This window comes from Streptomyces sp. NPDC059866, assembly GCF_042731325.1.
GTDB classification, from domain to species: Bacteria; Actinomycetota; Actinomycetes; order Streptomycetales; family Streptomycetaceae; genus Streptomyces; species Streptomyces flavusporus.
The window spans coordinates 192,879-216,437 of the sequence record NZ_JBHWJT010000015.1; the positions used below are offsets into that span (position 1 = coordinate 192,879).

The 23,559-nt window shown below is 70.5% G+C and carries 20 protein-coding genes and 1 pseudogene; 12 read left to right on the plus strand and 9 right to left on the minus strand.

What is annotated here, in order from left to right:
* Nucleotides 1–11 precede the first annotated feature (11 nt).
* From ACFV7R_RS24135 to ACFV7R_RS24150, 4 genes are read right to left on the minus strand one after another with little or no spacing between them, the layout of a single operon-like run.
* On the minus strand, nucleotides 12–2,318 hold the full coding sequence (locus ACFV7R_RS24135) for a glycoside hydrolase family 3 N-terminal domain-containing protein (protein WP_385266737.1): 2,307 nt from the start codon (nucleotides 2,316–2,318) through the stop codon (nucleotides 12–14).
* Between the two features lie 39 nt (nucleotides 2,319–2,357).
* Entirely contained in the window at nucleotides 2,358–3,260 is a 903-nt protein-coding gene (locus ACFV7R_RS24140) for a carbohydrate ABC transporter permease (protein ID WP_385266740.1), read from the minus strand.
* A gap of 4 nt (nucleotides 3,261–3,264) precedes the next feature.
* Nucleotides 3,265–4,119 carry a carbohydrate ABC transporter permease gene (locus ACFV7R_RS24145; protein ID WP_385266822.1) on the minus strand — a complete coding sequence of 285 codons (855 nt, stop codon included), beginning with the start codon at nucleotides 4,117–4,119 and terminating at the stop codon, nucleotides 3,265–3,267.
* A 23-nt stretch (nucleotides 4,120–4,142) separates the two neighbouring features.
* The gene (locus tag ACFV7R_RS24150) at nucleotides 4,143–5,477 is read right to left on the minus strand and encodes an ABC transporter substrate-binding protein (protein WP_385266742.1); all 1,335 of its coding nucleotides are present in this window, start codon (nucleotides 5,475–5,477) and stop codon (nucleotides 4,143–4,145) included.
* Between the two features lie 107 nt (nucleotides 5,478–5,584).
* Between ACFV7R_RS24150 and ACFV7R_RS24155 the strand changes: the two genes are divergently transcribed.
* The 3 genes and pseudogenes from ACFV7R_RS24155 to ACFV7R_RS24165 all read left to right on the plus strand — a co-directional run bounded on the left by ACFV7R_RS24155 (nucleotide 5,585) and on the right by ACFV7R_RS24165 (nucleotide 9,222).
* A complete protein-coding gene (locus ACFV7R_RS24155) occupies nucleotides 5,585–6,634 on the plus strand; it encodes a LacI family DNA-binding transcriptional regulator (RefSeq protein WP_385266745.1) in 1,050 nt (349 codons plus the stop codon).
* Between the two features lie 111 nt (nucleotides 6,635–6,745).
* Nucleotides 6,746–8,093 (plus strand): annotated as a pseudogene (locus tag ACFV7R_RS24160) (endo-1,4-beta-xylanase).
* A gap of 85 nt (nucleotides 8,094–8,178) precedes the next feature.
* On the plus strand, nucleotides 8,179–9,222 hold the full coding sequence (locus ACFV7R_RS24165) for an LCP family protein (RefSeq protein ID WP_385266747.1): 1,044 nt from the start codon (nucleotides 8,179–8,181) through the stop codon (nucleotides 9,220–9,222).
* Between the two features lie 13 nt (nucleotides 9,223–9,235).
* Here the strand turns inward: ACFV7R_RS24165 and ACFV7R_RS24170 are convergent, their stop codons facing one another.
* A complete protein-coding gene (locus tag ACFV7R_RS24170; protein ID WP_385266749.1) occupies nucleotides 9,236–10,459 on the minus strand; it encodes a methyltransferase domain-containing protein in 1,224 nt (407 codons plus the stop codon).
* A 90-nt stretch (nucleotides 10,460–10,549) separates the two neighbouring features.
* Between ACFV7R_RS24170 and ACFV7R_RS24175 the strand changes: the two genes are divergently transcribed.
* The 4 genes from ACFV7R_RS24175 (at nucleotide 10,550) to groL (ending at nucleotide 14,777) form a co-directional block, all read left to right on the plus strand.
* Nucleotides 10,550–11,479 carry a polysaccharide deacetylase family protein gene (locus tag ACFV7R_RS24175; RefSeq protein WP_385266751.1) on the plus strand — a complete coding sequence of 310 codons (930 nt, stop codon included), beginning with the start codon at nucleotides 10,550–10,552 and terminating at the stop codon, nucleotides 11,477–11,479.
* 83 nt (nucleotides 11,480–11,562) lie between these two features.
* Nucleotides 11,563–12,387, plus strand: coding sequence for a polysaccharide deacetylase family protein (locus ACFV7R_RS24180; protein WP_385266825.1), 825 nt, complete (start codon nucleotides 11,563–11,565; stop codon nucleotides 12,385–12,387).
* Between the two features lie 341 nt (nucleotides 12,388–12,728).
* A complete protein-coding gene (groES, locus tag ACFV7R_RS24185; protein WP_055493212.1) occupies nucleotides 12,729–13,037 on the plus strand; it encodes a co-chaperone GroES in 309 nt (102 codons plus the stop codon).
* Nucleotides 13,038–13,148: 111 nt separating this feature from the next.
* Nucleotides 13,149–14,777 carry a chaperonin GroEL gene (gene groL, locus ACFV7R_RS24190; protein WP_385266754.1) on the plus strand — a complete coding sequence of 543 codons (1,629 nt, stop codon included), beginning with the start codon at nucleotides 13,149–13,151 and terminating at the stop codon, nucleotides 14,775–14,777.
* Nucleotides 14,778–14,855: 78 nt separating this feature from the next.
* On the opposite strand, the gene ACFV7R_RS24195 is transcribed toward groL, so the two are convergent.
* From ACFV7R_RS24195 to ACFV7R_RS24205, 3 genes are all read right to left on the minus strand, one after another.
* A complete protein-coding gene (locus ACFV7R_RS24195; protein ID WP_129799235.1) occupies nucleotides 14,856–15,563 on the minus strand; it encodes an ester cyclase in 708 nt (235 codons plus the stop codon).
* 83 nt (nucleotides 15,564–15,646) lie between these two features.
* Complete coding sequence (locus ACFV7R_RS24200) at nucleotides 15,647–16,420, minus strand: SDR family NAD(P)-dependent oxidoreductase (protein WP_385266758.1); 774 nt, start codon at nucleotides 16,418–16,420, stop codon at nucleotides 15,647–15,649.
* Nucleotides 16,421–16,518: 98 nt separating this feature from the next.
* A complete protein-coding gene (locus ACFV7R_RS24205; protein WP_385266761.1) occupies nucleotides 16,519–17,187 on the minus strand; it encodes an MOSC domain-containing protein in 669 nt (222 codons plus the stop codon).
* Between the two features lie 80 nt (nucleotides 17,188–17,267).
* Between ACFV7R_RS24205 and ACFV7R_RS24210 the strand changes: the two genes are divergently transcribed.
* Entirely contained in the window at nucleotides 17,268–18,164 is an 897-nt protein-coding gene (locus ACFV7R_RS24210) for a LysR family transcriptional regulator (protein ID WP_385266764.1), read from the plus strand.
* 83 nt (nucleotides 18,165–18,247) lie between these two features.
* Here ACFV7R_RS24210 and ACFV7R_RS24215 read toward each other — a convergent pair whose 3' ends face one another.
* Nucleotides 18,248–18,577 carry a WhiB family transcriptional regulator gene (locus ACFV7R_RS24215; RefSeq protein WP_129799231.1) on the minus strand — a complete coding sequence of 110 codons (330 nt, stop codon included), beginning with the start codon at nucleotides 18,575–18,577 and terminating at the stop codon, nucleotides 18,248–18,250.
* A gap of 380 nt (nucleotides 18,578–18,957) precedes the next feature.
* Here ACFV7R_RS24215 and ACFV7R_RS24220 point away from each other — a divergent pair, with 380 nt between their 5' ends.
* The 4 genes from ACFV7R_RS24220 to ACFV7R_RS24235 all read left to right on the plus strand — a co-directional run bounded on the left by ACFV7R_RS24220 (nucleotide 18,958) and on the right by ACFV7R_RS24235 (nucleotide 23,522).
* A complete protein-coding gene (locus tag ACFV7R_RS24220) occupies nucleotides 18,958–19,569 on the plus strand; it encodes a response regulator transcription factor (protein WP_003948568.1) in 612 nt (203 codons plus the stop codon).
* Nucleotides 19,570–20,043: 474 nt separating this feature from the next.
* The gene (locus tag ACFV7R_RS24225) at nucleotides 20,044–20,631 is read left to right on the plus strand and encodes a sigma-70 family RNA polymerase sigma factor (RefSeq protein ID WP_129799230.1); all 588 of its coding nucleotides are present in this window, start codon (nucleotides 20,044–20,046) and stop codon (nucleotides 20,629–20,631) included.
* Nucleotides 20,632–20,774: 143 nt separating this feature from the next.
* Nucleotides 20,775–22,280 (plus strand): IMP dehydrogenase, encoded by a 1,506-nt coding sequence (guaB, locus tag ACFV7R_RS24230; RefSeq protein WP_385266768.1) that lies wholly within the window; start codon nucleotides 20,775–20,777, stop codon nucleotides 22,278–22,280.
* A 117-nt stretch (nucleotides 22,281–22,397) separates the two neighbouring features.
* Nucleotides 22,398–23,522, plus strand: coding sequence for a GuaB3 family IMP dehydrogenase-related protein (locus tag ACFV7R_RS24235; protein ID WP_129799228.1), 1,125 nt, complete (start codon nucleotides 22,398–22,400; stop codon nucleotides 23,520–23,522).
* The last annotated feature ends 37 nt before the right edge of the window (nucleotides 23,523–23,559 follow it).

Here is a 23,559-nt window from a genome sequence, read left to right on the forward strand (position 1 = left end):
CGTGCGGGAGGTCACCCCACGCCGGACACCTCCGTCTCGCAGCGCAGTCGGCGATCCGGGCCCAGCACCCGCACCGGTCCCGTGAGAGTCAGCTGTGCCGTGTGCCGTACGTCCGCGCTGGATGCCGCCAACCGCAGTTCCAGGGCGCCCGGTTCGACCACCCTTCGGCCGGACCGGTCGGTGAAGGCCGAGAGATCCGCGTGGAAGCGGAAGGTCACGCGAGCCGCGTCCCCCGGCTCCAGCTCCACCCGGCGGTAGCCGATCAGACGGACGTCCGGGCGGGTCACGGAGGCCACCGGGTCGTGCAGGTAGAGCTGGACCACCTCCGCTCCCGCGCGGTCGCCGGTGTTGCGGACGACGACCGAGACGTCGTACGAGCCGTCCGTGCCGATGGCGGGATGCGTGCCCTCGACGGGCTCCCAGGCGAACGTCGTGTACGAGCGGCCGTGTCCGAAGGCGTACAGCGGGGTCGGGTCCAGGTTGCTGACCTCGCCCGCCAGGCCCAGCGGCGGCTGGAGGTACGTCCACGGCTGCCCGCCGGGCAGGTCCGGGACGCTCACCGGGAGCCGGCCGGACGGGTTGACGCGGCCCGACAGGACCCCCGCCACCGCCGGGCCGCCCTCCTCGCCCGGGAAGAACGCCTGGACGGACGCGGCCAGCCGGCCGTGCCAGCGGCCCAGGGCGTACGGCCGGCCGGTGAGCAGGACCAGCACCACCGGGACGCCGGTCGCCACCAGCGCGTCCAGCAGATCGCCCTGGACACCGGGCAGACCGAGATCGGCGGCGTCGCAGCCCTCGCCGGAGGTGCCACGGCCGAACAGGCCCGCCCGGTCGCCCAGGACCGCCACGCACACATCCGCCTCCGCCGCCCGTGCCACCGCCTCCTCGAAGCCGGAGGTGTCGGGGTCGGCGACCCCGCAGCCCTCCGCGAACGTCACCTTCGCGTCGGGGAGTTCGGTGCGCAGCGATTCGAGAAGGGTCGGGATCTCGATGCCTGTCGGGACCTCGGGGTGGGAGGGCAGGACGTGGGAGGGGAAGGAGTAGCAGCCGAGCATCGCCAGGGCGTCCGCGGCCCTGGGGCCCACCACGGCGACACGGGTGTCCGGCGCCAACGGCAGCACGCCGTCCGGGTTGTCCAGCAGGACCACCGACTCCTGAGCCAGACGCCGGGCGAGCGCGCGGTTCGCCGCCGCGTCCAGGTCGATCGACTCCTGCGGCTCGGGCTGCCAGTCCTCGTCCAGCAGGCCCAGCTCGCACTTCTGGAGCAGGACGCGGTGGGCCGCCCGGTCCACGAGTTCCTCCGGGACCGCCCCCGCCTGCACCGCGGCCACCAGCGGCTCCCCGAAGCACTTCAGCGTCGGCAGCTCGACATCGATCCCGGCCGCCAGCGCCCGATGCGCTGCCTCGGCCGGGGTGCCCGCCACGCGGTGCAGGGTCTCAAGGAATCCGACGCCGAAGTAGTCCGAGACGACGGTTCCGGTGAACTGCCATTCCTCCCGGAGGAGTTCGGTCAGCAGCCAGGGATCGGCCGACGCCGGTACGCCGTCCGTCTCGTTGTACGCCGCCATCACCGAGCGTGCGCCGCCCTCGCGCAGCGCCAGCTCGAACGGGGCCAGGGTGACGTCCGTGAACTCCCGCACGCCCGCCCGCACCGGGGCCAGGTTGCGGGCGCCGGCCGAGGACGCGTAACCGGCGAAGTGCTTGAGCGTGGCGACGATCCCGGCCGACTCCAGGCCCCGCACATAGGCGGCGCCGATCGTGCCGACCAGGTACGGGTCCTCGCCGATCGTCTCCTCGACCCGGCCCCAGCGCAGGTCCCGTACGACGTCCAGGACCGGGGCGAGGCCCTGGTGGACGCCGACCGAGCGCAGGTCGGCGCCGATCCGCCGGGCCATCTCCTCGACCAGCGCCGGGTCGAAGGTCGCGCCCCAGGCGAGCGGGACCGGGTACGCCGTCGCCTGCCAGGCCGTGAAGCCCGCCAGGCATTCCTCGTGGGCGATCGCCGGGATGCCGAAGCGGCCGGCCTCGACGATCCGGCGCTGGGCCTGCGCCAGGGAGCGGGCACCGGCCGCCGGATCGACGGGGGCCGTGCCGAAGGGGCGGGTGAGCTGGCCCAGGCCGTGCCGGATCAGCTCGTCGAGATCGAAGGCATCGGTCATGTCGTGCTGGTGGGGGGCGACTCCGGCGCCGTCCGTGCCGGCCCCCACCCACACGCCGTACAGCTGGGCGGTCTTCTCCTCGAGGGTCATCCGGGAGAGGAGGTCGGCCACACGGGTGGCGACGGGCAGGGCGGGGTCACGCCAAGGGGCGGTGCTCATGAAACTCCTGTCGGGAGGGTGGGGGTCACTTACCGCTGGTCACTTGCCGCCCACGCCCATCAGGCCGCCCACCAGCGCGCGGCGGGCCACCAGGTAGACGGCGAAGATCGGGATGCCGGAGAGGACGACCGAGGCGAGCAGGGCGGGGACGTTCACGCCGAACTGGCTGACGTAGTTGAACAGTCCGAGGGTCAGGACACGCGGACCGTCGGACTGGGTGAAGATCAGCGGGAAGAGGAAACCGTTCCAGGCCTGCAGCGCGGAGTAGATGACGACCGTGCCGATGCCGCCCTTGGCCAGCGGGACGGTCAGCTGGAACAGCATCCGCAGCGGTGAGGCACCGTCCAGCGCCATCGCCTCGTACAGCTCCTCGGAGATGTCCCGCAGCGTGCCGGTCAGGATCAGCACCGCCACCGGCATCGCGAAGGCCGCCGTCGGCAGGATGACCGCGAGCAGACTGTCGTAGAGGTTCAGCTTGGCGATCATCAGGTAGAGCGGCACCACGACCGCCTGCGCCGGGATCGCCACCCCGAGCAGGAAGAGCCGGAAGGCGGCTCCCGACCAGCGGTTGCGGGTGCGTACGGCGACGTAGGCGAGCGGGACGCACAGGACCAGGACGATGGCCACGACCGCCGCCGCCACGATCGCCGTGTTCGTCAGGAAGTGGCCGAAGCCGTTGTTCAGGACGGTGTTGTAGTTCTCGAGGGTCGGATTCGTGGGCGGTTGCAGAGCGTTCTGGCCCAGGGCCTCGTCCTGGCGGGTGAGGGAGGCCGAGATCATCGCGTAGATCGGGATGATCACGACCGCGAGCCAGATCAGGGAGCCCAGACCCGCCAGGGGGTTGGCGCGCCGGGTCCAGTGCCGGGGGCGGTGCCGGGCCGGCGGCGGTGGTGTGCCGGGGCCGGTGGTCTTCACCGGGCGGGGCAGCGTGTCGTACGACATTCCGTCACATCCCTTCCCGGGTGCTGCGCATGGCGCCGAAGCCGGTCAGCCGTACCAGGAGCAGGGACAGCCCGGTCGCGGTCGCGACCAGGAAGGAGGCGATGGCGCTCGCGTAGCCGAAGTCGTAGCTCTTGAAGCCCGCCTCGTACATCAGGTACGGCAGGATCGCGGTGTCCGTGCCGGGGCCGCCCTGGGTGAGGATCAGCACCGTCTCGAAGTACGTGAGGGAGCCGACCACCATCAGGACGCCGGACGTGGCCATGGTGTTGCGCAGCTGGGGCAGGGTGATGGAGAAGAACTGGCGGTAGCGGCCCGCTCCGTCGATCGCCGCCGCCTGGTAGAGGATGTCCGGGATCTGACGGGCGCCGCCCTGGTAGATCAGCGTGTGGAACGGGATGAACTGCCAGCCGCCGACGAAGACGATCGCGAGGAAGGCGCCGCTGGAGGAGCCGAGGGTGTCCTGCCGGACGATGCCGAAGTTCGGGTCGAGCAGGGCGAAGAAGAGCAGGGCGATCGCCGTCGAGGACAGCAGGAACGGCACGAAGAAGATCGCGGAGAGGACGGCGCGGCCTCGTTGCCGGCCCGCCGCCCACACGCCGAGCAGCAGGGCCACGACGGTCTGGAAGGCCCAGCTGACGACCGTCAGCAGGACCGTCAGCCACAGGGACTGGGTCAGCCGGGGGTCGTCCAGCAGCTTCTGCCAGTTGGCCAGCCCGACCGGCCTCGGATCGCCGAGGCCGTTCCACTCGGTGAAGGAGAGGTAGAACGCCAGGGCCATCGGCGCCACCGCGAAGAACGCGAAGAACAGCACCCCGGGCAGGGCCCAGCCGGCGTGCGGCCGGCCGGCCCGGGTGCGCATGCTCATCGCCCGGCTGCTCGCGCTCACCGCAGCTCCTTGAGCGCCGAGACGAACCGGCTCGGCGTCGACTTGCCCACGAACAGCTTGTTGATCTCCGTCAGCATCGGCGTCTGGACGCTCGGGTCGACCGCCTGGTCCCAGCTCAGCGTGAAGGCGGGGGCCTGCTCGACCATCTCGTACTGGAACCTGGCGAACTCCGGGTTCGGCGCGGCGTCCAGCAGCGCGGCCGCGTTGGACGTCGTCGGGATGTCTCCGTTGGCGACCAGGTCCTTGGCGTACGCCTCGGACGCGCAGTCCTTGAGGAAGGCGATCGCGGCGTCCTTGTTGCGGGTGCGGGCGTTGACGGACCAGTAGTTGGTGGGGTTGCCGACCACGTTGCGCACATCGCCGGAGCCGCCCTCGACCGTCGGGAAGGCCGCCCAGCCCAGGTCGTTCTTCGCGAAGTCGGGGAACTTGCCGAGCTGCGTGGAGTACTCCCAGGAGCCCATCAGATGCATCGCGGCCTTGCCCTTCGCGAAGACCGCGGGCGCGCCGCCGTTGACGTAGGACACGGAGCTGAAGCCCTCGCCGAAGGCGCCGTCGTCGATGAGGTCCCGTACGGTCTCGGCGGCCTTGAGGACGGCCGGGTCGCCCCAGCCCGACGCGTCGCCGTTCTTGATCCGCTCGAAGACCTCGGAGCCGCCGATGCGGTCGACCAGGTACTCCAGCCACATCAGCTCGGGCCAGATGTCGGAGCCGCCGAGCGCGAAGGGGGTGATGCCGGCCTTCTTGAGCTTGGCGTTGTTGTCGAGCAACTGGTCCCAGGTGGTGGGCGGTTGCAGCTTGTGCTCGGTGAACACGGCTTTGTTGTAGAAGAGGATCACCGGCTGCATACCGCGCATCGGTATGCCGTAGTTGCGCCCGTCCAGGCCGCCGGCCGCCAGCACCGAGGGCAGGAAGCCGTCCTTGAGGACCGGGTCGTTCTTGATGGTGTCGGTCAGGTCGACGAGCTGATCGGCCTCCTGGTACGCCTTGATCGAGCCGCCTCCCCAGTTGAACAGGACGTCGGGGGCGTTGGGCGAGCCCATCGCCGTGCGCAGCTTGGCCGGGTACTCGGTGCCGGGGATCTTCTGCAGCTTGACCGTGCCCTTGGCCGACTTCGCGGCGGCCGAGCCGTTGAAGCGGGCGACGGCCTTCTCCTGCACCTTCACGGCGTCGTCGCCGTACACGAGGGCGGTGAGGGTGCCGCCGCCGCTGCCGGAGTCACCGCCGGAGCCGCAGGCGGTGAGCCCGGTGGTGAGCAGGGTGGTGGCACCGGTGCCGAGCACCCAGCGCCTGCTGAACGTTCGCCCGCCGTTGGACGACGTGGTGGACCCCATGACAGCACGCACCTCTCGAATGTTTCGTGAATCTTCTCGAATGTTCCGGGAATTTAAAGCGGCGGAGGGGGCCCGTCAAGAGGTCGCGCAGAGATACGATCGCCGCCATGACTCCCCCGGAACGTGCAGAAACCCAGACGACAGGACGGTCCGCACAGACCGCGACGCTCGCCGAGATCGCCCGCGAGGCCGGCGTCTCCGCTCCGACTGTTTCGAAGGTCCTCAACGGCCGGGCCGACGTGGCCCCGGGCACCCGCAACCGCGTCGAGGAACTGCTGCGCACCCACGGCTACCGGCGGCGCCGGGCCGAGTCGTCCCGCTCGCCCCTGATCGACCTGGTCTTCCACGAGCTGGAGAGCGCCTGGGCGCTGGAGGTCATCCGGGGCGTGGAGAACGTGGCCAGCAGCGCGGGGCTGAGCGTCGTGCTCTCCGAGAGCGCGGGCCGGCTCACCCCGGGGCGGACCTGGGCCGACCAGGTCGCCGCCCGCCGTCCGCACGGCGTGATCCTCGTGCTCTCCGAGCTCGACGAGTCCCAGCGTGCACTGCTGACCAGCAGGTCCATCCCGTTCGTGGTGATGGACCCGGCGGGCGATCCGGGCGCCGACGTGCCGTCGATCGGCGCCACCAACTGGCAGGGCGGACTGGCCGCCACCCGCCATCTGGTCGAGCTGGGGCACCGCAGGATCGGGGCGATCAGCGGGCCGTCGCGGATGCTGTGCAGCCGGGCCCGGGTGGACGGTTACCGGGCGGCGCTGGAGACGGCGGGGCTGCCGGTGGACCACTCGCTCGTCGCGGCCGGCGACTTCCACCACGAGTCCGGCTACCGACTGGGTCTGGAGCTGCTGCGCCGCCCGGACCGGCCGACCGCGGTCTTCGCCGGGAACGACCTCCAGGCGCTCGGGCTGTACGAGGCGGCGCGCGAGCTGGGGCTGCGTGTGCCGGAGGACCTGAGCGTGGTCGGGTTCGACGATCTGCCGGTGGCGCGCTGGGTGGGGCCGCCGCTGACGACCGTACGGCAGCCGCTGACGGAGATGGCCGAGGCGGCGGCCCGGCTGGTGCTGGAGCTGGGGCGCGGGGAGGGGGCTCAGGCCGCCACCCGGGTGGAGCTGGCGACCAGCCTGGTGGTGCGCAGCAGTACGGCGCCGCCGGCCTCGTGACGGGACGGGCGCCAGTGGCCGGAAGCTGACGTATTGACGCATGGGCGACTGCCTCAACACTCCTCCGAAGCCAATCGGATGCACCGCCGAAACTTTCGGAGGCACCCGCACATGAGATCTCTGAGATCAGGCCGGTCCCTGGCGTCGCTGCTCACCGGCCTCGCCGCACTCGGCGCCTTGACTGCCGCCGCCCCTCGGCGCACGCCGCCGACGCCCCGCTGCGCGACCTCGCCGACGCCCAGGGCAAGATCATCGGCACCGCGGTCACCGGCTCCAAGCTCACCGGCACCTACGGCGACATCGCGGACCGCGAGTTCAACTCGCTCACGCCCGGCAACGCCATGAAGTGGGAGTCGGTCGAGCCGAGCCGCGGCACCTACAACTGGGCCGAGGCCGACCGGATCGTGGACTTCGCCGAGGCGCACGACCAGCAGGTGCGCGGCCACACCCTCGTCTGGCACAGCCAGAACCCCGCTGGCTGACGAACGGCTCCTGGACGCCGGCGCAGCTCAGCGGCATCCTCCAGGACCACATCACCACCGAGGTCACCCGCTACCGGGGCCGGCTCGCCGCCTGGGACGTGGTCAACGAGCCCTTCAACGAGGACGGCACCTACCGGCGGACCCTCTGGTACGACAACCTCGGCCAGGACTACATCGCCCAGGCCCTGACCTGGGCGAAGGCCGCCGACCCGGCCGCCGAGCTGTACATCAACGACTACAACGTCGAGGGCGTGAACGCGAAGAGCACCGCCCTGTACGACCTGGTCAAGTCGCTGAAGGAGCGCGGCGTCCCGATCGACGGGGTGGGCCTGCAGGCTCACCTGATCCTGGGCCAGGTGCCCTCGACGATGCAGCAGAACATCCAGCGCTTCGCCGACCTCGGGGTCGACGTCGCCATCACCGAGTCGGACATCCGGATGCAGCTGCCGGCCACGGAAGCGAAGCCGGCCCAGCAGGCCGCCGACTACCGGGCGGTCATGAACGCGTGCCTGGCGGTGTCCCGCTGCACCGGCGTCACCGTCTGGGGCTTCACCGACTCCGACTCCTGGATCCCGGACGTCTTCGAGGGCTACGGGGCGGCGACCCCGTACGACGAGAACTTCGCGCCGAAACCGGCGTACCACGCGATCGCCGAGTCCCTGGGCGGGAGCGGCACGCCCACCGGCGGGTGCACGGCGACGTACGGCATCGCCGGTCAGTGGAGCACCGGCTTCACCGGGCAGGTCAGGATCGCCTGCTCGGGCGCGTCGCTGTCGTCCTGGAAGGTGAACTGGACGTACGGGGCGGGCCAGCACATCACCCAGGCCTGGAACGCGACCTGCACACAGTCGGGCGCCGCGGTCAGCTGTTCCAACGCCTCCTACAACGGGGCGGTGCCGGACGGAGGGTCGGTGACGTTCGGGTTCAACGGGACGTGGAACGGGAGCAATACGGTGCCCGTGGTGACCCTGGGCTGAGAACCCGCAGCGGAATATGAGATTTTCGGAAGAAAACACGGTCTGGCGTCCCTGCTCGCAATAATTCGGACTTACGTTCCTCCCTGTGACGGGACTTGACGAGAACGGGGACGACGGCAGACGAGCGGGCCGGCGGTCGGCTGGGTGGAAGGCCGCCGGCTTCGCACTGGCGGGCGTTCTGCTGCTGGGCGCCGCCGCGGGGGGCTGGGTCTACTGGCACCTGAACGGCAACATCGAGAGCGTCGACATCAACAGCACGCTCGGCGACGACCGTCCGCCGAAGCCGACGCCCTCCGTGTCCCCGTCCGCCTCGATGCCGCCCGGCGAGGCCCTCAACATCCTCGTGCTGGGCTCCGACTCGCGCAGCGGCGCCGAGAACCAGGCGCTCGGCGGCGGCGACAGCTCCGGCGGCGCCCGGTCCGACACGGCGATGGTCGTGCACCTGGACGCCGGACGCACCGATGCCACGGTGGTCAGCATTCCGCGCGACACCCTGGTCACCCGGCCGTCCTGTCCGCTGGCGTCCGGCGGAGAGACGGCCGAGGCGTACAACGCGATGTTCAACAGCGCGTACTCGGTGGGCGGTCCGGTGTGTGCGGTGAAGACCGTCGAGTCCATGACGAACGTCCGCATGGACCACTACATCGAGATCGACTTCTCCGGCTTCGCGAAGCTGGTGGACGCGCTCGGCGGGGTCACCGTCACCACGGACCAGGACATCGACGACGAGGACAGCCATCTGACCCTGCCGGCCGGCACCCACCACCTGGACGGCGAACAGGCCCTCGGCCTGGCCCGCACCCGGCACGGCATCGGCGACGGCAGCGACCTGGGCCGCATCGGCCTCCAGCAGCAGCTCGTGAAGGCGCTGCTGGAGCAGATCGCATCGACGAGCCTGCTCTCCGACCCGACCCGGCTCTACGAGGTCGCGGACGCCGTCACCGGCAGCCTCACCACCGACACCGGCCTCGACTCCCTCGGCGAACTGGTGAGCCTCGGCCAGAGCCTGCAGGGCCTGTCCGCCGACGGGGTCGAGACGGTGACCATGCCGGTCGTCCCGGCCGCGGACCGCAACCGGGTGGTGGCTCAGGAGCCGGAGGCGGGGGAGCTGTGGGAGTCGTTGCGGTAGGAGCGGGTGGGGCTCACTCACCCAACGGGTGGCCCACCAGCATCGCCGGATGACCCGCGACCCGGGTCAGGAAGACGGTGGCCGCGTTGGGGCCGTGGGGCTTGACCTTCTTGCGCAGTTCTTCCGGCGCGACGGCTGAGCCCCGCTTCTTGACGGTGAGGATCCCGACCTCCCGCTCCCGCAGCAGCGCCTTCAACTTCTTGATGTTGAAAGGGAATTGGTCGGTGATCTCGTAGGCGGAGGCGTACGGCGTGGTACGTGCCTCGTCGGCCGTGACGTACGCGATGGTCTCGTCGACCAGCCCGCCGCCCAGCTCGTCGGCCACCTCGGCGACCAGATGGGCGCGGATGACGGCGCCGTCGGGCTCGTGGAGAAAGCGCCCGACCGGACGCACGGGGGGATTCGGCAGCCCGCGGGAGCGCAGTGTGCGCGGCCCCGGCAGCAGGGTGGCCCGCACCAGGCCGGGCTCGGTGCCGAACCACAGCACCGCCTCCTTCACGTCCCCGCCGTCCGAGATCCACTCGGCCTCGGCCGTGTCGGGCACGGCCTCGTGCGGAATGCCCGGCGCGACCTTCAGCGCGGCGTGCGGGGCCCGGGCGGCCGCCTGCACGGCCCACGACAGCGGCGGCGAGTACGCCTCCGGATCGAAGATCCGCCCGCCCGTCGCCCGGCCACCACCCCTCATCGACACGCTTCGCGCGGCCCCTCCTGATTGTCCACCCCGCCGAGCCGGGTCCACGAAGACCGCGTCGTACGCCGACACGTCCACCTCCGTGACATCCGCCTCGCGCACCTCGATCAGCCCGTCGAGCCCCAGCGCCTCGGCGTTCGCCCGCGCCACCGCCGCCGTCAGCGGATCCCGGTCCACGGCGAGGACCCGGATCCCGGCCCGGGCGAGCGCGACCGCGTCGCCGCCGATCCCGCAGCACAGGTCGGCCACGGAGGTCACGCCCAGCTCCTGGAACCTCCGCGCGCGGTACGCCGCCACGCTCGCCCGCGTCGACTGCTCCACCCCGTCGGGTGTGAAGAACATCCGCTCCGCGTCCCCGGCCCCGAACTTCGCCACCGCCCGCTGCCGCAGCAGCGCCTGGCCGAGGGCTGCCGACACCAGCTCGGCCGGGTGCTCGCGACGCAGCCGGGTCGCGACGGCGAGTTCCTGGGCGGGGTCCGTGCCGCGCACCTCGTCGAGGAGGGCCCGGCCTTCGGGAGTGAGCAAGGGAGCGAGGAGGTCGTTCACCGGGCCATTGTCGGCCAGTCGGTGGATGGTGCGCCTCCGGCGGCGGTGTCGGCCGGGGTTCGCGAGCCGGTCCTGCGAGGATCCGCAAGCATGCGAGTAGTACTACAAAATGACAAAAACCGGTCGCGTGGGCGTCCAGGGGCCAGGGCCTCGGTCGCCGCACTGGCCCTCGCCGCCATCGCCTCCGGCTGCGTGCAGGGCGGCTCGGAGGTACCGCCCGCTCCCGGCCAGCCACCGCCGCTCAAGGCGCCCCCGGCCCGCGCTCTGGACGGCTACGCCGCCAAACTCCGCGCCGAGCACGCCGCCCGCGCCGCCGCCGCGAAGCGCTGGGGTCTGAAGGAGATCCCCCTCAAGCCGCCGCTGCCCCCCGCGAAGAAGCCGAGGATCACGACGCGCGAGGGCTTCGAGGTCGACGGCCACCTCGAGGACGACCTCCCGCCGGTCTTCACCACCATCCCCACCCAGCACAAGATCGTCTTCCTCACCATCGACGACGGTGCGGAGAAGGACCCGGCGTTCCTGCGGATGATGAACGACCTCGATGTCCCGTACACGGCCTTCCTCAGCGACTACCTGATCAACGAGGACTACGCCTACTTCAAGCGGATGCAGGACACCGGTGTGGCCCTGAACAACCACACCCTGAACCACCCGTACCTGCCCGGCCTCTCCTACGACGACCAGAAGCGCGAGATCTGCGGCATGCAGGACGTCATCGAGAAGCACTACGGCACCCGCCCGCTCCTCTTCCGCCCGCCCTTCGGCAACTACAACAGGGACACCTTGTACGCCGCCAAGGCCTGCGGCATCAAGTACGCCCCCCTCTGGAACGAGGAGGTGTTCGTCGACCACTGGGACTACCGCGAATGGGACCAGGACCTGCACCCCGGCGACATCGTCCTCAGCCACTTCCGCGGCCGGGACGACTGGGAGGGCACGATGCCCGACATGATCCGCCGGTTCCTCGACAAGGTCACGGCCCAGGGGTATGCGGTGGCCCGGCTGGAGGACTACCTGTGACCAGGGCCTGTCCGGCGGCCGGGGAGTCGGCGACCGACGACAGCGCCGGTGGGGGAGGGCGTGCCGGACCCCGCGTCTGCGGCATGATCCGCCGGACGGGCCCTGGGCGCAGACGGCTGGCCGGCCCCGCACTGCTGCTGATCCTGCTGACCGGCTGTGCCCTGACCGTCACCCCCGTCGAGCGCTCCGCCAAGGGGCCGTCGGACCGGGCGGGAGCCCCCGGTTCCCCCTCGGAAACCCCACCCCACGTCCGCTGGGGCCTGACCACCCCCCTGCCCCCGGCCCCGCAACCGTCCCTGTCTCTCCCCTCCCGGCGCCCGGGCGGCCTCCCACCCGTCGTCGACCGCGTCCGGACCCGCGACAAGGTCGTCTTCCTGACCTACGACGACGGCGCCGAGAAGGACCCGCGGTTCGTCGACATGGTCCGCGAACTGCGCCTGCCGGTCAGCATGTTCCTCACGGACAGCGTCGTCGGACCGGGCTACGGCCACTTCGCCCGCCTGCGCTCGGTCGGCGCGAGCGTCCAGAACCACACCCTCGACCACGCCGCCCTGCGCGGACTGCCGTACGCCGGTCAACGCGCCGAGATCTGCGGCCAGCAGAACAAACTCCGGTCCCGCTTCGGGATCCGCCCCCGCCTCTTCCGGCCGCCCTACGGCACGTACGACACGACCACCCTGCGCGCCGCCGCCGACTGCGGCATCGCCGCCGTGGTCCTCTGGCGCGCCACCATGAACGCCGACACCCTCGCGTACACCGCCGGAGCCCCCCGCCTCCACCCCGGCGACATCATCTCCGTCCCCGCAACGGAAACCCCCACCCCGACCCTGCGGTCCCGCACGACGCACCTGCTGCGCCTGATCCAGCAGGAGGGCCTGACGGTGGGACGGCTGGAGGACTACCTGTAGCTGCCCACCCAGCCCGTTGGGGGTGCCCCCTCTGGGGGAGTTTGAGGACGAGGCCGTTCAGGCCGAAGCGGGGGTCTGGGGGCGGCAGCCCCCAGGTCGGGGGCACACCGACGCAGGGCACCGAACAACCGTCGGCCACAAAATTCACCCGCGCCGCGCCGCAGGCAATTGGCACTCCGCTTGACCGAGTGCTAACCCCGGTCATAGTCTCGGCTCTGGCACTCGACACAGGAGAGTGCCAACAAAGCGACGGGCAGGTCCGGCACCCGCGACGACGGATCGACCTGGTCGCCACCTCAGACAGTTAACCCCGTGAGATCTCCGAAGGGGGAGGTCGGATCGTGACGACCGCCAGCTCCAAGGTTGCCATCAAGCCGCTCGAGGACCGCATCGTGGTCCAGCCGCTGGACGCCGAGCAGACCACGGCCTCTGGCCTGGTCATTCCGGACACCGCCAAGGAGAAGCCCCAGGAGGGCGTCGTCCTGGCCGTGGGCCCGGGCCGCTTCGAGAACGGCGAGCGCCTTCCGCTCGACGTCAAGACCGGCGACATCGTGCTGTACAGCAAGTACGGCGGCACCGAGGTGAAGTACAACGGCGAGGAGTACCTCGTCCTCTCGGCTCGCGACGTGCTCGCGATCATCGAGAAGTAAGACCACCTCAAGTTTTTGAGCTGCGCCCCTGGCCCCCGCGACCACTGAGAAGCCGGGCGCCCGGGGCGCAGCGTCATTTCATCCAAGATTTCCGAGAGGGCTCACGCTGTCATGGCGAAGATCCTGAAGTTCGACGAGGACGCCCGTCGCGCCCTCGAGCGCGGCGTCAACAAGCTCGCCGACACGGTCAAGGTGACGATCGGCCCCAAGGGCCGCAACGTCGTCATCGACAAGAAGTTCGGCGCCCCCACCATCACCAACGACGGTGTCACCATCGCCCGTGAGGTCGAGGTCGAGGACCCGTACGAGAACCTCGGCGCCCAGCTGGTGAAGGAGGTGGCGACCAAGACCAACGACATCGCTGGTGACGGTACGACCACCGCCACCGTGCTGGCCCAGGCGCTGGTCCGCGAGGGCCTGAAGAACGTCGCCGCCGGTGCCTCCCCGGCCGCCCTGAAGAAGGGCATCGACGCCGCCGTCGCCGCCGTCTCCGAGGACCTGCTGGGCTCCGCCCGGCCGATCGACGAGAAGTCCGACATCGCCGCCGTCGCCGCGCTGTCCGCCCAGGACCAGCAGGTCGGCGAGCTGATCGCCGAGGCGATGGACAAGGTCGGCAAGGACGGTGTCATCACCGTCGAGGAGTCCAACACCTTCGGTCTGGAGCTGGACTTCACCGAGGGCATGGCCTTCGACAAGGGCTACCTGTCGCCGTACTTCGTGACGGACCAGGAGCGGATGGAGGCCGTCCTCGACGAGCCGTACATCCTCATCCACCAGGGCAAGATCTCCGCGATCGCGGACCTCCTGCCGCTGCTGGAGAAGATCATCCAGACCAACTCCTCCAAGCCGCTGCTGATCATCGCCGAGGACGTGGAGGGCGAGGCCCTGTCCACCCTCGTCGTCAACAAGATCCGCGGCACCTTCAACGCCACCGCCGTCAAGGCCCCCGGCTTCGGCGACCGCCGCAAGGCGATGCTGCAGGACATGGCGGTCCTCACCGGCGCCACGGTCATCTCCGAGGAGGTCGGCCTCAAGCTCGACCAGGTCGGCGTCGACGTTCTCGGCACCGCCCGCCGCGTCACCGTCACCAAGGACGACACCACGATCGTCGACGGTGCCGGCAACAAGGCGGACGTCGAGGGCCGCATCGCCCAGATCAAGGCCGAGATCGAGGCCACGGACTCCGACTGGGACCGCGAGAAGCTCCAGGAGCGCCTCGCCAAGCTGGCCGGCGGCGTGTGCGTGATCAAGGTCGGCGCCGCCACCGAGGTGGAGCTGAAGGAGAAGAAGCACCGTCTGGAGGACGCCATCTCCGCGACCCGCGCCGCGGTCGAGGAGGGCATCGTCTCCGGTGGTGGCTCCGCGCTCGTCCACGCCGTGAAGGTGCTGGAGGACAACCTCGGCAAGGAGGGCGACGAGGCCACCGGTGTCGCCGTCGTCCGCAAGGCCGCCGTCGAGCCGCTGCGCTGGATCGCCGAGAACGCCGGCCTGGAGGGCTACGTCATCACCTCCAAGGTCGCCGAGCTCGAGAAGGGCCAGGGCTTCAACGCCGCCACCGGCGAGTACGGCGACCTGATCAAGGCCGGCGTCATCGACCCGGTCAAGGTCACCCGCTCCGCCCTGGAGAACGCCGCCTCCATCGCCTCCCTGCTGCTGACGACCGAGACCCTGGTCGTCGAGAAGAAGGAAGAGGAGCCGGAGGCCGCCGCCGCGGGCCACGGTCACGGCCACGCGCACTGACGCCGGCCGCCACCCGGCAACAAGGGCCCGGCGTCCCCTCGGTGAGGGGGCGCCGGGCCCCGCGCGTTGCCGTGCCGCCTACCGTTCCAACTCCTCGAACGCGCCCAGCTGCGTCATCAGCCCCATCCGGTCGTACTCCCACCAGCCCTCGGCGAGCTTTCCGTCCCCGCCGCACCGGAAGATGGTCGTCCCCGTCATGGAGACCTGCTTCCCGGTGGCCGGGATCCCCAGGAAGTCGCCCTTGTGGGTGCCCTTCCAGAACCACCGCGCGCACACCCGGTCGCCCTGCGCGATGAGATCCTCGATGCTGAACTCGAAGTCGAAGGCCGCCCGCCACTCGTCCAACTCGCGCCGGACGTGGTCCATCCCGAGGACGTCCTGCTCATCCGCGGGATTGTGCTCGTGATAGTGCTCCGCCATCACGGCGTTCAGCGGCGGCAGCTCACCCTTCGTGGCGATCACCTCGAAGAACCGCCGCACGGTCGCCGCGTACAACTGCTCGTCGCGCACCACGTCCAGATCGGTGAACGTCGGCATCTCGTCGCACAGGGCGACCATCTCCCGGAAGATCCGATCGGTCTCCGGCAGAGTGGAATTCCGCATCGCCTCCTCGTACGACGGGAATTCCACGATCTCGATGACATGCGACGCGTCGGACCGGTCCTTCCCGATCACACTGTGCGTCGCCGTCCGCTTCCCCTTGGTCTGCTCGACCCAGGTGTCCATCAGCCGGTTCATCTCGTCGAACCGACTGGTCTTGCAGTCGATGACCTGCACGAATGTCATGGAGCCACCTCCCGGCCCCCCTGGTCCGGTTGAACAGCTCCATTGTCCTACGGACTCCCCCCACGGAGTCCTGTCACGGACCGCTACTGCGGCCCGTACTTCCGCCCCGTCCGGGAACTGACCCCTCCGAGCAGCCCCCGGGGCGCCACCTTCACCAACCCCATCAGCGCCTTGTACCGCGGATCCGGAATCGACACCGACTTCCCCCGGGCCAGATCCGAAAGCGCCGCCGCCACGAGCTTGTCGGCGTCGAGCCACATCCAGCCCGGGATGTTGTCCATCCCCATCCCGGCGCGCTCATGGAACTCCGTCCGCACGAACCCGGGGCACAGCGCCATCAACCGCACTCCGCTGCCCTCCAGATCGCGCGCCACGCCCTGGGTGAACTGCACGACCCACGCCTTCGACGCGCCGTACGTCCCGCGCGGCAGAAACGCCGCGACCGAGGCGACGTTGACGACACCGCCGCGCCCGCGCTCCTGCATCGCCTCCGCCGCCGCCGACGTCAGCCGCAGCACCGCCTCGCAGTGCACCTTGAGCATCTTCAGCTCGTCGGCCATGGAGACATCGAGGAAGCGGCCCTTGTTGCCGAAGCCGGCGTTGTTGATCAGCAGGTCGACGGGGTTCTTGCGGTCGCCCAGCCGGGCGGTGACCGTCTCGATGCCGTCGTCCGTCGCCAGGTCCGCCGTCAGCACCTCCGCCTCGATGCCGTGCCGGTCGTGCAATTCGGTGGCCTGCTCGCCGAGCCGCTTGGTGTCCCGGGCCACCAGAACCAGGTTGTGCCCGTCAGCCGCCAGCCGCCGCGCGAACGCGGCGCCGATTCCCGCGGTCGATCCCGTAATCAGAGCCGTTGTCATGGACCAAGAGTAGTGACCCGGAGGTGAAGATTCCGTGCGTGGCGGGCGGGTGAGGACGGCTCAGGGCCCCTGCGGGGGACACCGTCCATGATGATCCGTCAGGAAGGGTGCTGCTCCACGTACTTGCGCGCCGCCGCCAGCGTCTCCGGATGCAGCGCCGTCCCCGCCACGAGCAGCCGGGGCAGCAGCTCCCGCTCGGTGGTGACCGCCCGGAACTGCAGGGCGACCGTCACGTCGTGGTCAGGACGGTGGACGATCTCGACCCGGTCCCCGGCACGGATCTCGCCCGGCTCGATCACCCGCAGGTACGCACCCGACGCCCCCTTCTCCGTGAACCGCTTCACCCACCGCTTCTCGCCCAGGTGCCCCTGGAAGGTGCGGCACGGGATCCGCCCGCTGGAGACCTCCAGCACCACCCCGGCACCGATGCGCCAGCGCTCGCCGATCAGCGCGCCGGACACATCGAGGCCCTCAGTGGTGAGGTTCTCGCCGAACGACCCGTTGGCGAGCGGTCGCCCGAGCTCGCGCTCCCAGTCGTCCAGATCCTCGCGCGCCACCGCGTACACGGCCTGGTCGTTGCCCCCGTGGTGCTCTCTCTTGCACACCGCATCCCCGGCCAGCCCGCTCCCGCCGATGCCCTTGGGGCCGGGCGCCGCCACCCGCACCGGCCCCTCCACAGGCTGCTTGTCGATGCCGGTCAGGCCCTCCGGACTGTCCGTGTACGGCACGGCCTTCGGACGGCCCAGGTTGACTGAGAGAAGCTTCATGAGCGCACGGTAGGCGACCCGCCGTCAAAGAGTCGACTCAGTATTCGGCGTCGTATCAAAGTCTCGCTTATCCTCGAAGGGTGATCGAGGCCCGTCATCTGCGCGTCCTGCGCGCCGTCGCCACCACCGGCTCCTTCTCGGCGGCGGGGCGCGAACTGGGCTGCACCCAGCCCGCCGTCAGTCAGCAGATGAAGGCCCTGGAGGCCTCCGTCGGCACACCGCTGCTGGTCCGCAGCGGCCGCGAGATGCGCCTCACCCAGGCCGGCGAGGCGCTCGTACGGCACGCCTCGGGCATCCTCGCCGGGCTCACCGCGGCCGAGGAGGAGGTCGCCGCGATCGCCGGCCTGCGCGCCGGGCGGGTCCGGCTCGTCTCCTTCCCCAGCGGCAGCTCCACTCTCGTCCCGAGCGCCCTCGCCGCCCTGCGCGCCGCGCACCCCGGCACCCGGGTCTCCCTGGAGGAGGCCGAGCCGCCGAAGTCCGTCGAGCTGCTGCGCGAGGGCGACTGCGACATCGCGCTCGCCTTCCGCTACGAGGGAGCGGCGGGCGCCGAGGAGTGGGACGACCTGGTGGTACGGCCGCTGCTGAGCGACCGGCTGGTGGGGCTGGTGCCCGAGCGGCACCGGCTCGCGCGCGCGGAGTCCGTCGCCATCGGCGAACTCGCCGAGGAACCGTGGATCGCGGGCTGCCCACGCTGTCGCGGTCAGCTGATCGAGGTGTGCGAGGGGGCGGGCTTCACCCCCCGGATCGACTTCGCCACCGACGACTATCCGGCGGTTGTCGGCCTGGTCGGCGCGGGTCTGGGGGTCGCCGTGCTGCCCCAGCTCGCGATCGAGTCGGTACGGCCGCGGGGGGCGCGTGCGGTGACATTGGAGCCGGCGGTACGGCGGGAGATCGTCGCCCTCACGCTGCCCGACCTGGCTCAGGTGCCGGCGGTGGTGGCAACGCTGGACGAGTTGACGCGCGCGGCGGCGCGCTGAGCCCCCCTGGGCGTGGCGTACATCGGGTCAAAAGTGTGGGCACGTGGGCGCGGGTCCTCCTGCAGAAACGTTCCTTCAGATGTTCAGTTGCTCGTGGCGGTGCTTCCGTCGGCCGTCGACGCCGACACCAGCCGGTGCCGTGCCCGTCCCATGAGCTCCTCGCGCTCGTCCTCGGTCAACCCGCCCCACACGCCGTACGGCTCGCGTACCGCCAGCGCATGCGCCGCGCACTCCGCGCGGACCGGGCACCTCATGCAGACCTCTTTGGCCGAGTTCTCGCGAGCGCTCCGAGCCGCCCCGCGCTCGCCCTCCGGATGGAAGAAGAGCGAGCTGTCCACCCCGCGGCAAGCAGCCAGGAGCTGCCAGTCCCACAGGTCCGCGTTCGGTCCGGGAAGGCGGGAGAAATCTGCCATTGCGTGACCCCTTGTAGCCGTTCTGGGTGGATACAGTGCCCACGACCGTACAACTACGATCTAAGGAGATGAAAATATGACTCATTGCGAATCTAGTCTCAGACACCAGTGAATGGGAAGAAATAGGGCTAAATGGGGCATGGTTGTGGTGAAACGTTGAGGGTCCACTGCGCGCGCCTGCCGCGTGTCCGCCCCCTCACGTAGAGTGCCGAAGACGGCACACAGCCCCGTAACTCTTTCGAGTGACCGTCGTTGAGAGTGCGGAGGCGGTTGAAAACACAAGCGCTCGGGCAGGCGTCCGAGACGGTCGACCGCACAGGTGACGATTTCGTACCAGCCTGGAGGCTCAAGGTGACGCGCATCAGCTGCGGAGGGCGGCCATGACTTCCGTCCTCGTCTGCGACGACTCCCCGCTTGCCCGAGAGGCGCTCCGCCGCGCGGTCGCGACCGTGCCCGGTGTCGAGCGCGTGACGACGGCGGCCAACGGCGAGGAAGTCCTCCGCCGCTGGGGTGCCGACCGCTCGGACCTCATTCTCATGGATGTGCGCATGCCCGGTCTGGGCGGCGTCGAGACCGTGCGGCGGCTGCTGTCCGCCGACCCCGGTGCGCGCATCATCATGCTCACCGTCGCCGAGGACCTGGACGGCGTGGCCCTCGCGGTCGCCGCCGGCGCCCGCGGCTACCTGCACAAGGACGCCTCGCGCGCCGAGCTGCGCGCCACCGTCACACAGGCCCTCGCCGACCCCACCTGGCGGCTCGCCCCGCGCCGGCTGCGCTCCGCCGAGATGGGCGCCGCGCCCACGCTCACCGCGCGCGAGATCCAGGTGCTCGAAGGCATGAGCCACGGCCGCTCCAACGCCGAGATCGGCCGCGAGCTGTTCCTCTCCGAGGACACCGTCAAGACCCACGCCCGCCGCCTCTTCAAGAAGCTCGGTGCCTCGGACCGGGCGCATGCGGTGGCGCTCGGGTTCCGGTGGGGTCTGGTGCGGTAGCGCTCCGCTGGGTCGGGCGGTTACGGGCTGCGGGTCGTTCTTCGTGAGCTGCGGGTTGTGGGGTGCGACTCATCTGCGGGCCGCGGGTCGTCTGCGGGCTGCTGGTCATCTGCGGGCCGCTGGTCGTCTGCGGGCTGCAGGTCGTCGTTGTGGGCTGCGGGTCTCTGTTGGCTGCGGGGCGTCTGTGGCGGGGCGCAGCCATGCGGCGGAGCCGCATTTCGATACTGCTCGCGCCCCTGGCGTCCCCTGGCGGGGCGCGGTGGTGGACGGTCGGATCGGCAGGCTGTTCGGTGGCCGCTGCTCGTTTCGGCGCGGATGCCGCATCCTTGAGGTGTGGAGTTCCTCGGGGACGAGTCGGTCGAGCGGAAGGGGAGGGCGCAGGGGATGAGTTCCAGCGCACCTGCTCATAACGCTTCGGTGCACAACAACGGAGGCGGTGCCGCGGAGTACCCGGCCGCAGGGCACCATGGACCGATGCGTGACGACGAGGCGGCCACTGCCCAAGGGGCGATCGGTGCGCTTGTCCACCGCGCGGTCGACGGGGACGAGCAGGCCACGCACGATCTGCTCGCCCATGTCCACCCACTGGCCCTGCGCTACTGCCGCACCCGGCTGTCCCGCCTCCCGGGTGATGCGCGCCATTTCGTCGAGGACCTGGCCCAGGAGGTCTGTGTGGCCGTCCTCCTCGCCCTGCCGCGCTACCGGGACACCGGGCGCCCCTTCGAGGCCTTCGTCTTCGCCATCGCCGCCCACAAGGTCGCCGACCTGCAGCGGGCCGCGATGCGGCACCCCGGCTCGACGGCGGTCCCGTCCGACGAGATGCCGGAGCGTCCGGACGACTCGCTGGGCCCGGAGGAGCGGGCGCTGCTCAGCAGCGACGCCGCGTGGGCCAAGAAACTGCTGGCCAACCTCCCGGAGAACCAGCGCGAACTGATCCTGCTCCGCATCGCCGTGGGTCTCACGGCGGAGGAGACTGGACAGATGTTGGGAATGTCACCCGGCGCGGTCCGGGTGGCCCAGCACAGGGCGCTGAGCAGGCTGAGGGCCCTGGCCGAGCAGTGAAGCCGGCCACGGATGAACAGGCTTCCGCTCGGTTCCGTACGAACATACGAAGCCCGCGGCGGCCCAGAACCGTGGAATGAGAGAGCCATGCTTCCCGTTAGCATGGACATCCGCACCGATCAAGGCCATTTGGGGAAGGTGTCATGACTGCCAACGTCGACGGAGTGCCCGGGAAATTCGCGACACTCGGGCTGACCTACGACGACGTGCTGCTGCTGCCGGGCCCGTCGGACATGGCACCCGACGAGATCGACACCGCCTCGTACGTCTCCAAGAACGTGCGGGTCAACATCCCGCTGCTGTCCGCCGCCATGGACAAGGTCACCGAGTCGCGCATGGCGATCGCGATGGCCCGCCAGGGCGGCGTCGGTGTGCTGCACCGCAACCTGTCCATCGAGGACCAGGCCAACCAGGTCGACCTGGTCAAGCGCTCCGAGTCCGGGATGGTCACCGACCCGATCACCATCAACCCGGACGCCACGCTCGCCGAGGCCGACGCGATCTGCGGCAAGTTCCGGATCAGCGGCGTCCCGGTCACCGACCCGGCCGGCAAGCTGCTCGGCATAGTCACCAACCGCGACATGGCCTTCGAGACCGACCGCTCCCGCCGGGTACGCGAGGTCATGACGCCGATGCCGCTGGTCACCGGCAAGGTCGGCATCTCCGGCACGGACGCCATGGAACTGCTGCGCCGGCACAAGATCGAGAAGCTGCCGCTGGTCGACGACGCGGGTGTCCTCAAGGGCCTGATCACGGTCAAGGACTTCGTCAAGGCCGAGAAGTACCCGAACGCCGCCAAGGACGCCGAGGGCCGCCTGCTCGTCGGCGCGGCGGTCGGTGTCGCGGGCGACGCCTTCGAGCGCGCCCAGGCCCTGATCGAGGCGGGCGTCGACTTCATCGTCGTCGACACCGCGCACGGCCACTCCCGGCTGGTCGGCGACATGGTCGCCAAGATCAAGTCGAACTCGTCCGGCGTCGATGTCATCGGCGGCAACGTCGCCACCCGCGACGGCGCCCAGGCACTGATCGACTCCGGTGTGGACGGCATCAAGGTCGGTGTCGGCCCCGGCTCCATCTGCACCACCCGCGTGGTCGCCGGCGTGGGCGTCCCGCAGGTCACGGCCATCTACGAGGCCGCGCTCGCCGCCAAGGACGCCGGCGTTCCGGTGATCGGCGACGGTGGTCTGCAGTACTCCGGCGACATCGCCAAGGCCCTGGTCGCGGGCGCCGACACGGTGATGCTGGGCTCGCTGCTCGCGGGCTGCGAGGAGTCGCCGGGCGAGCTGATGTTCATCAACGGCAAGCAGTTCAAGTCGTACCGCGGCATGGGGTCGCTCGGCGCGATGCAGACCCGCGGCGACCGCAAGTCGTTCTCCAAGGACCGCTACTTCCAGGAGGGCGTCGCCTCCGACGAGCAGCTGGTCCCCGAGGGCATCGAGGGCCAGGTGCCCTATCGCGGCCCGCTGTCCTCCGTCGTCCACCAGCTGGTGGGCGGTCTGCGCCAGTCGATGTTCTACGTCGGCGGCAGGGACGTGCGCGCGCTGCAGGAGCGGGGCCGGTTCGTCCGGATCACCTCGGCGGGCCTGAAGGAGAGCCACCCGCACGACATCCAGATGACCGTCGAGGCGCCGAACTACAGCCGTAAGTGAGGCGCACGCGCGCGTGAAGCACGTCCAAGGGCGGCACCGGGTGCTCCGGGGCCGCCCTTGTCGTACCTGTCGGGGATACTGGAAGGCGCTGCAACGCATCAGGGAAAGGCCTCACAAGTGACTGAGATCGAGATCGGGCGCGGCAAGCGCGGCCGCCGGGCGTACGCCTTCGACGACATCGCCGTCGTCCCCAGCCGCCGTACGCGGGACCCGAAGGAGGTCTCGATCGCCTGGCAGATCGACGCCTACCGCTTCGAGCTGCCCTTCCTGGCAGCCCCCATGGACTCGGTCGTCTCGCCGGCCGCGGCGATCCGCATCGGCGAGCTCGGCGGCCTCGGCGTGCTGAACCTCGAAGGCCTGTGGACGCGGTACGAGGACCCGCAGCCGCTGCTCGACGAGATCGTCGGTCTGCCGGTCGAGGCCGCGACGCGTCGCCTGCAGGAGATCTACGCCGCTCCCATCAAGGAGGAGCTGATCGGGCAGCGCATCAAGGAGGTGCGCGACTCCGGCGTGGTCACCGCCGCCGCGCTCTCCCCGCAGCGCACGGCCCAGTTCTCCAAGGCCGTGGTGGACGCGGGCGTGGACATCTTCGTCATCCGCGGTACGACGGTCTCCGCGGAGCACGTCTCGTCCTCGCACGAGCCGCTGAACCTGAAGCAGTTCATCTACGAGCTCGACGTCCCGGTGATCGTCGGCGGCTGCGCCACCTACACCGCGGCCCTGCACCTCATGCGCACCGGCGCGGCCGGCGTCCTGGTCGGCTTCGGCGGCGGCGCCGCGCACACCACGCGCAACGTCCTGGGCATCCAGGTGCCGATGGCCACCGCGGTGGCCGACGTGGCGGCGGCCCGCCGGGACTACATGGACGAGTCCGGCGGGCGGTATGTGCACGTGATCGCGGACGGCGGCGTCGGCTGGTCCGGCGACCTGCCCAAGGCGATCGCCTGCGGCGCCGACGCGGTGATGATGGGCTCCCCCCTCGCGCGCGCGACGGACGGCCCCGGCAAGGGCCACCACTGGGGCATGGAGGCCGTCAACGAGGAGCTGCCGCGCGGCAAGAAGGTCGACCTCGGCACGGTCGGGACCATAGAGGAGATCCTCACCGGGCCGTCGCACACGCCCGACGGTTCGATGAACTTCTTCGGTGCGCTGCGGCGGGCCATGGCCACGACCGGCTACAGCGAGCTGAAGGAGTTCCAGCGGGTCGAGGTGACGGTGGCGGACTCGCAGCATCGGCGGTGACGCTGCGCTCGGCCTGAGCGGAGGGGCTCGGTTCACC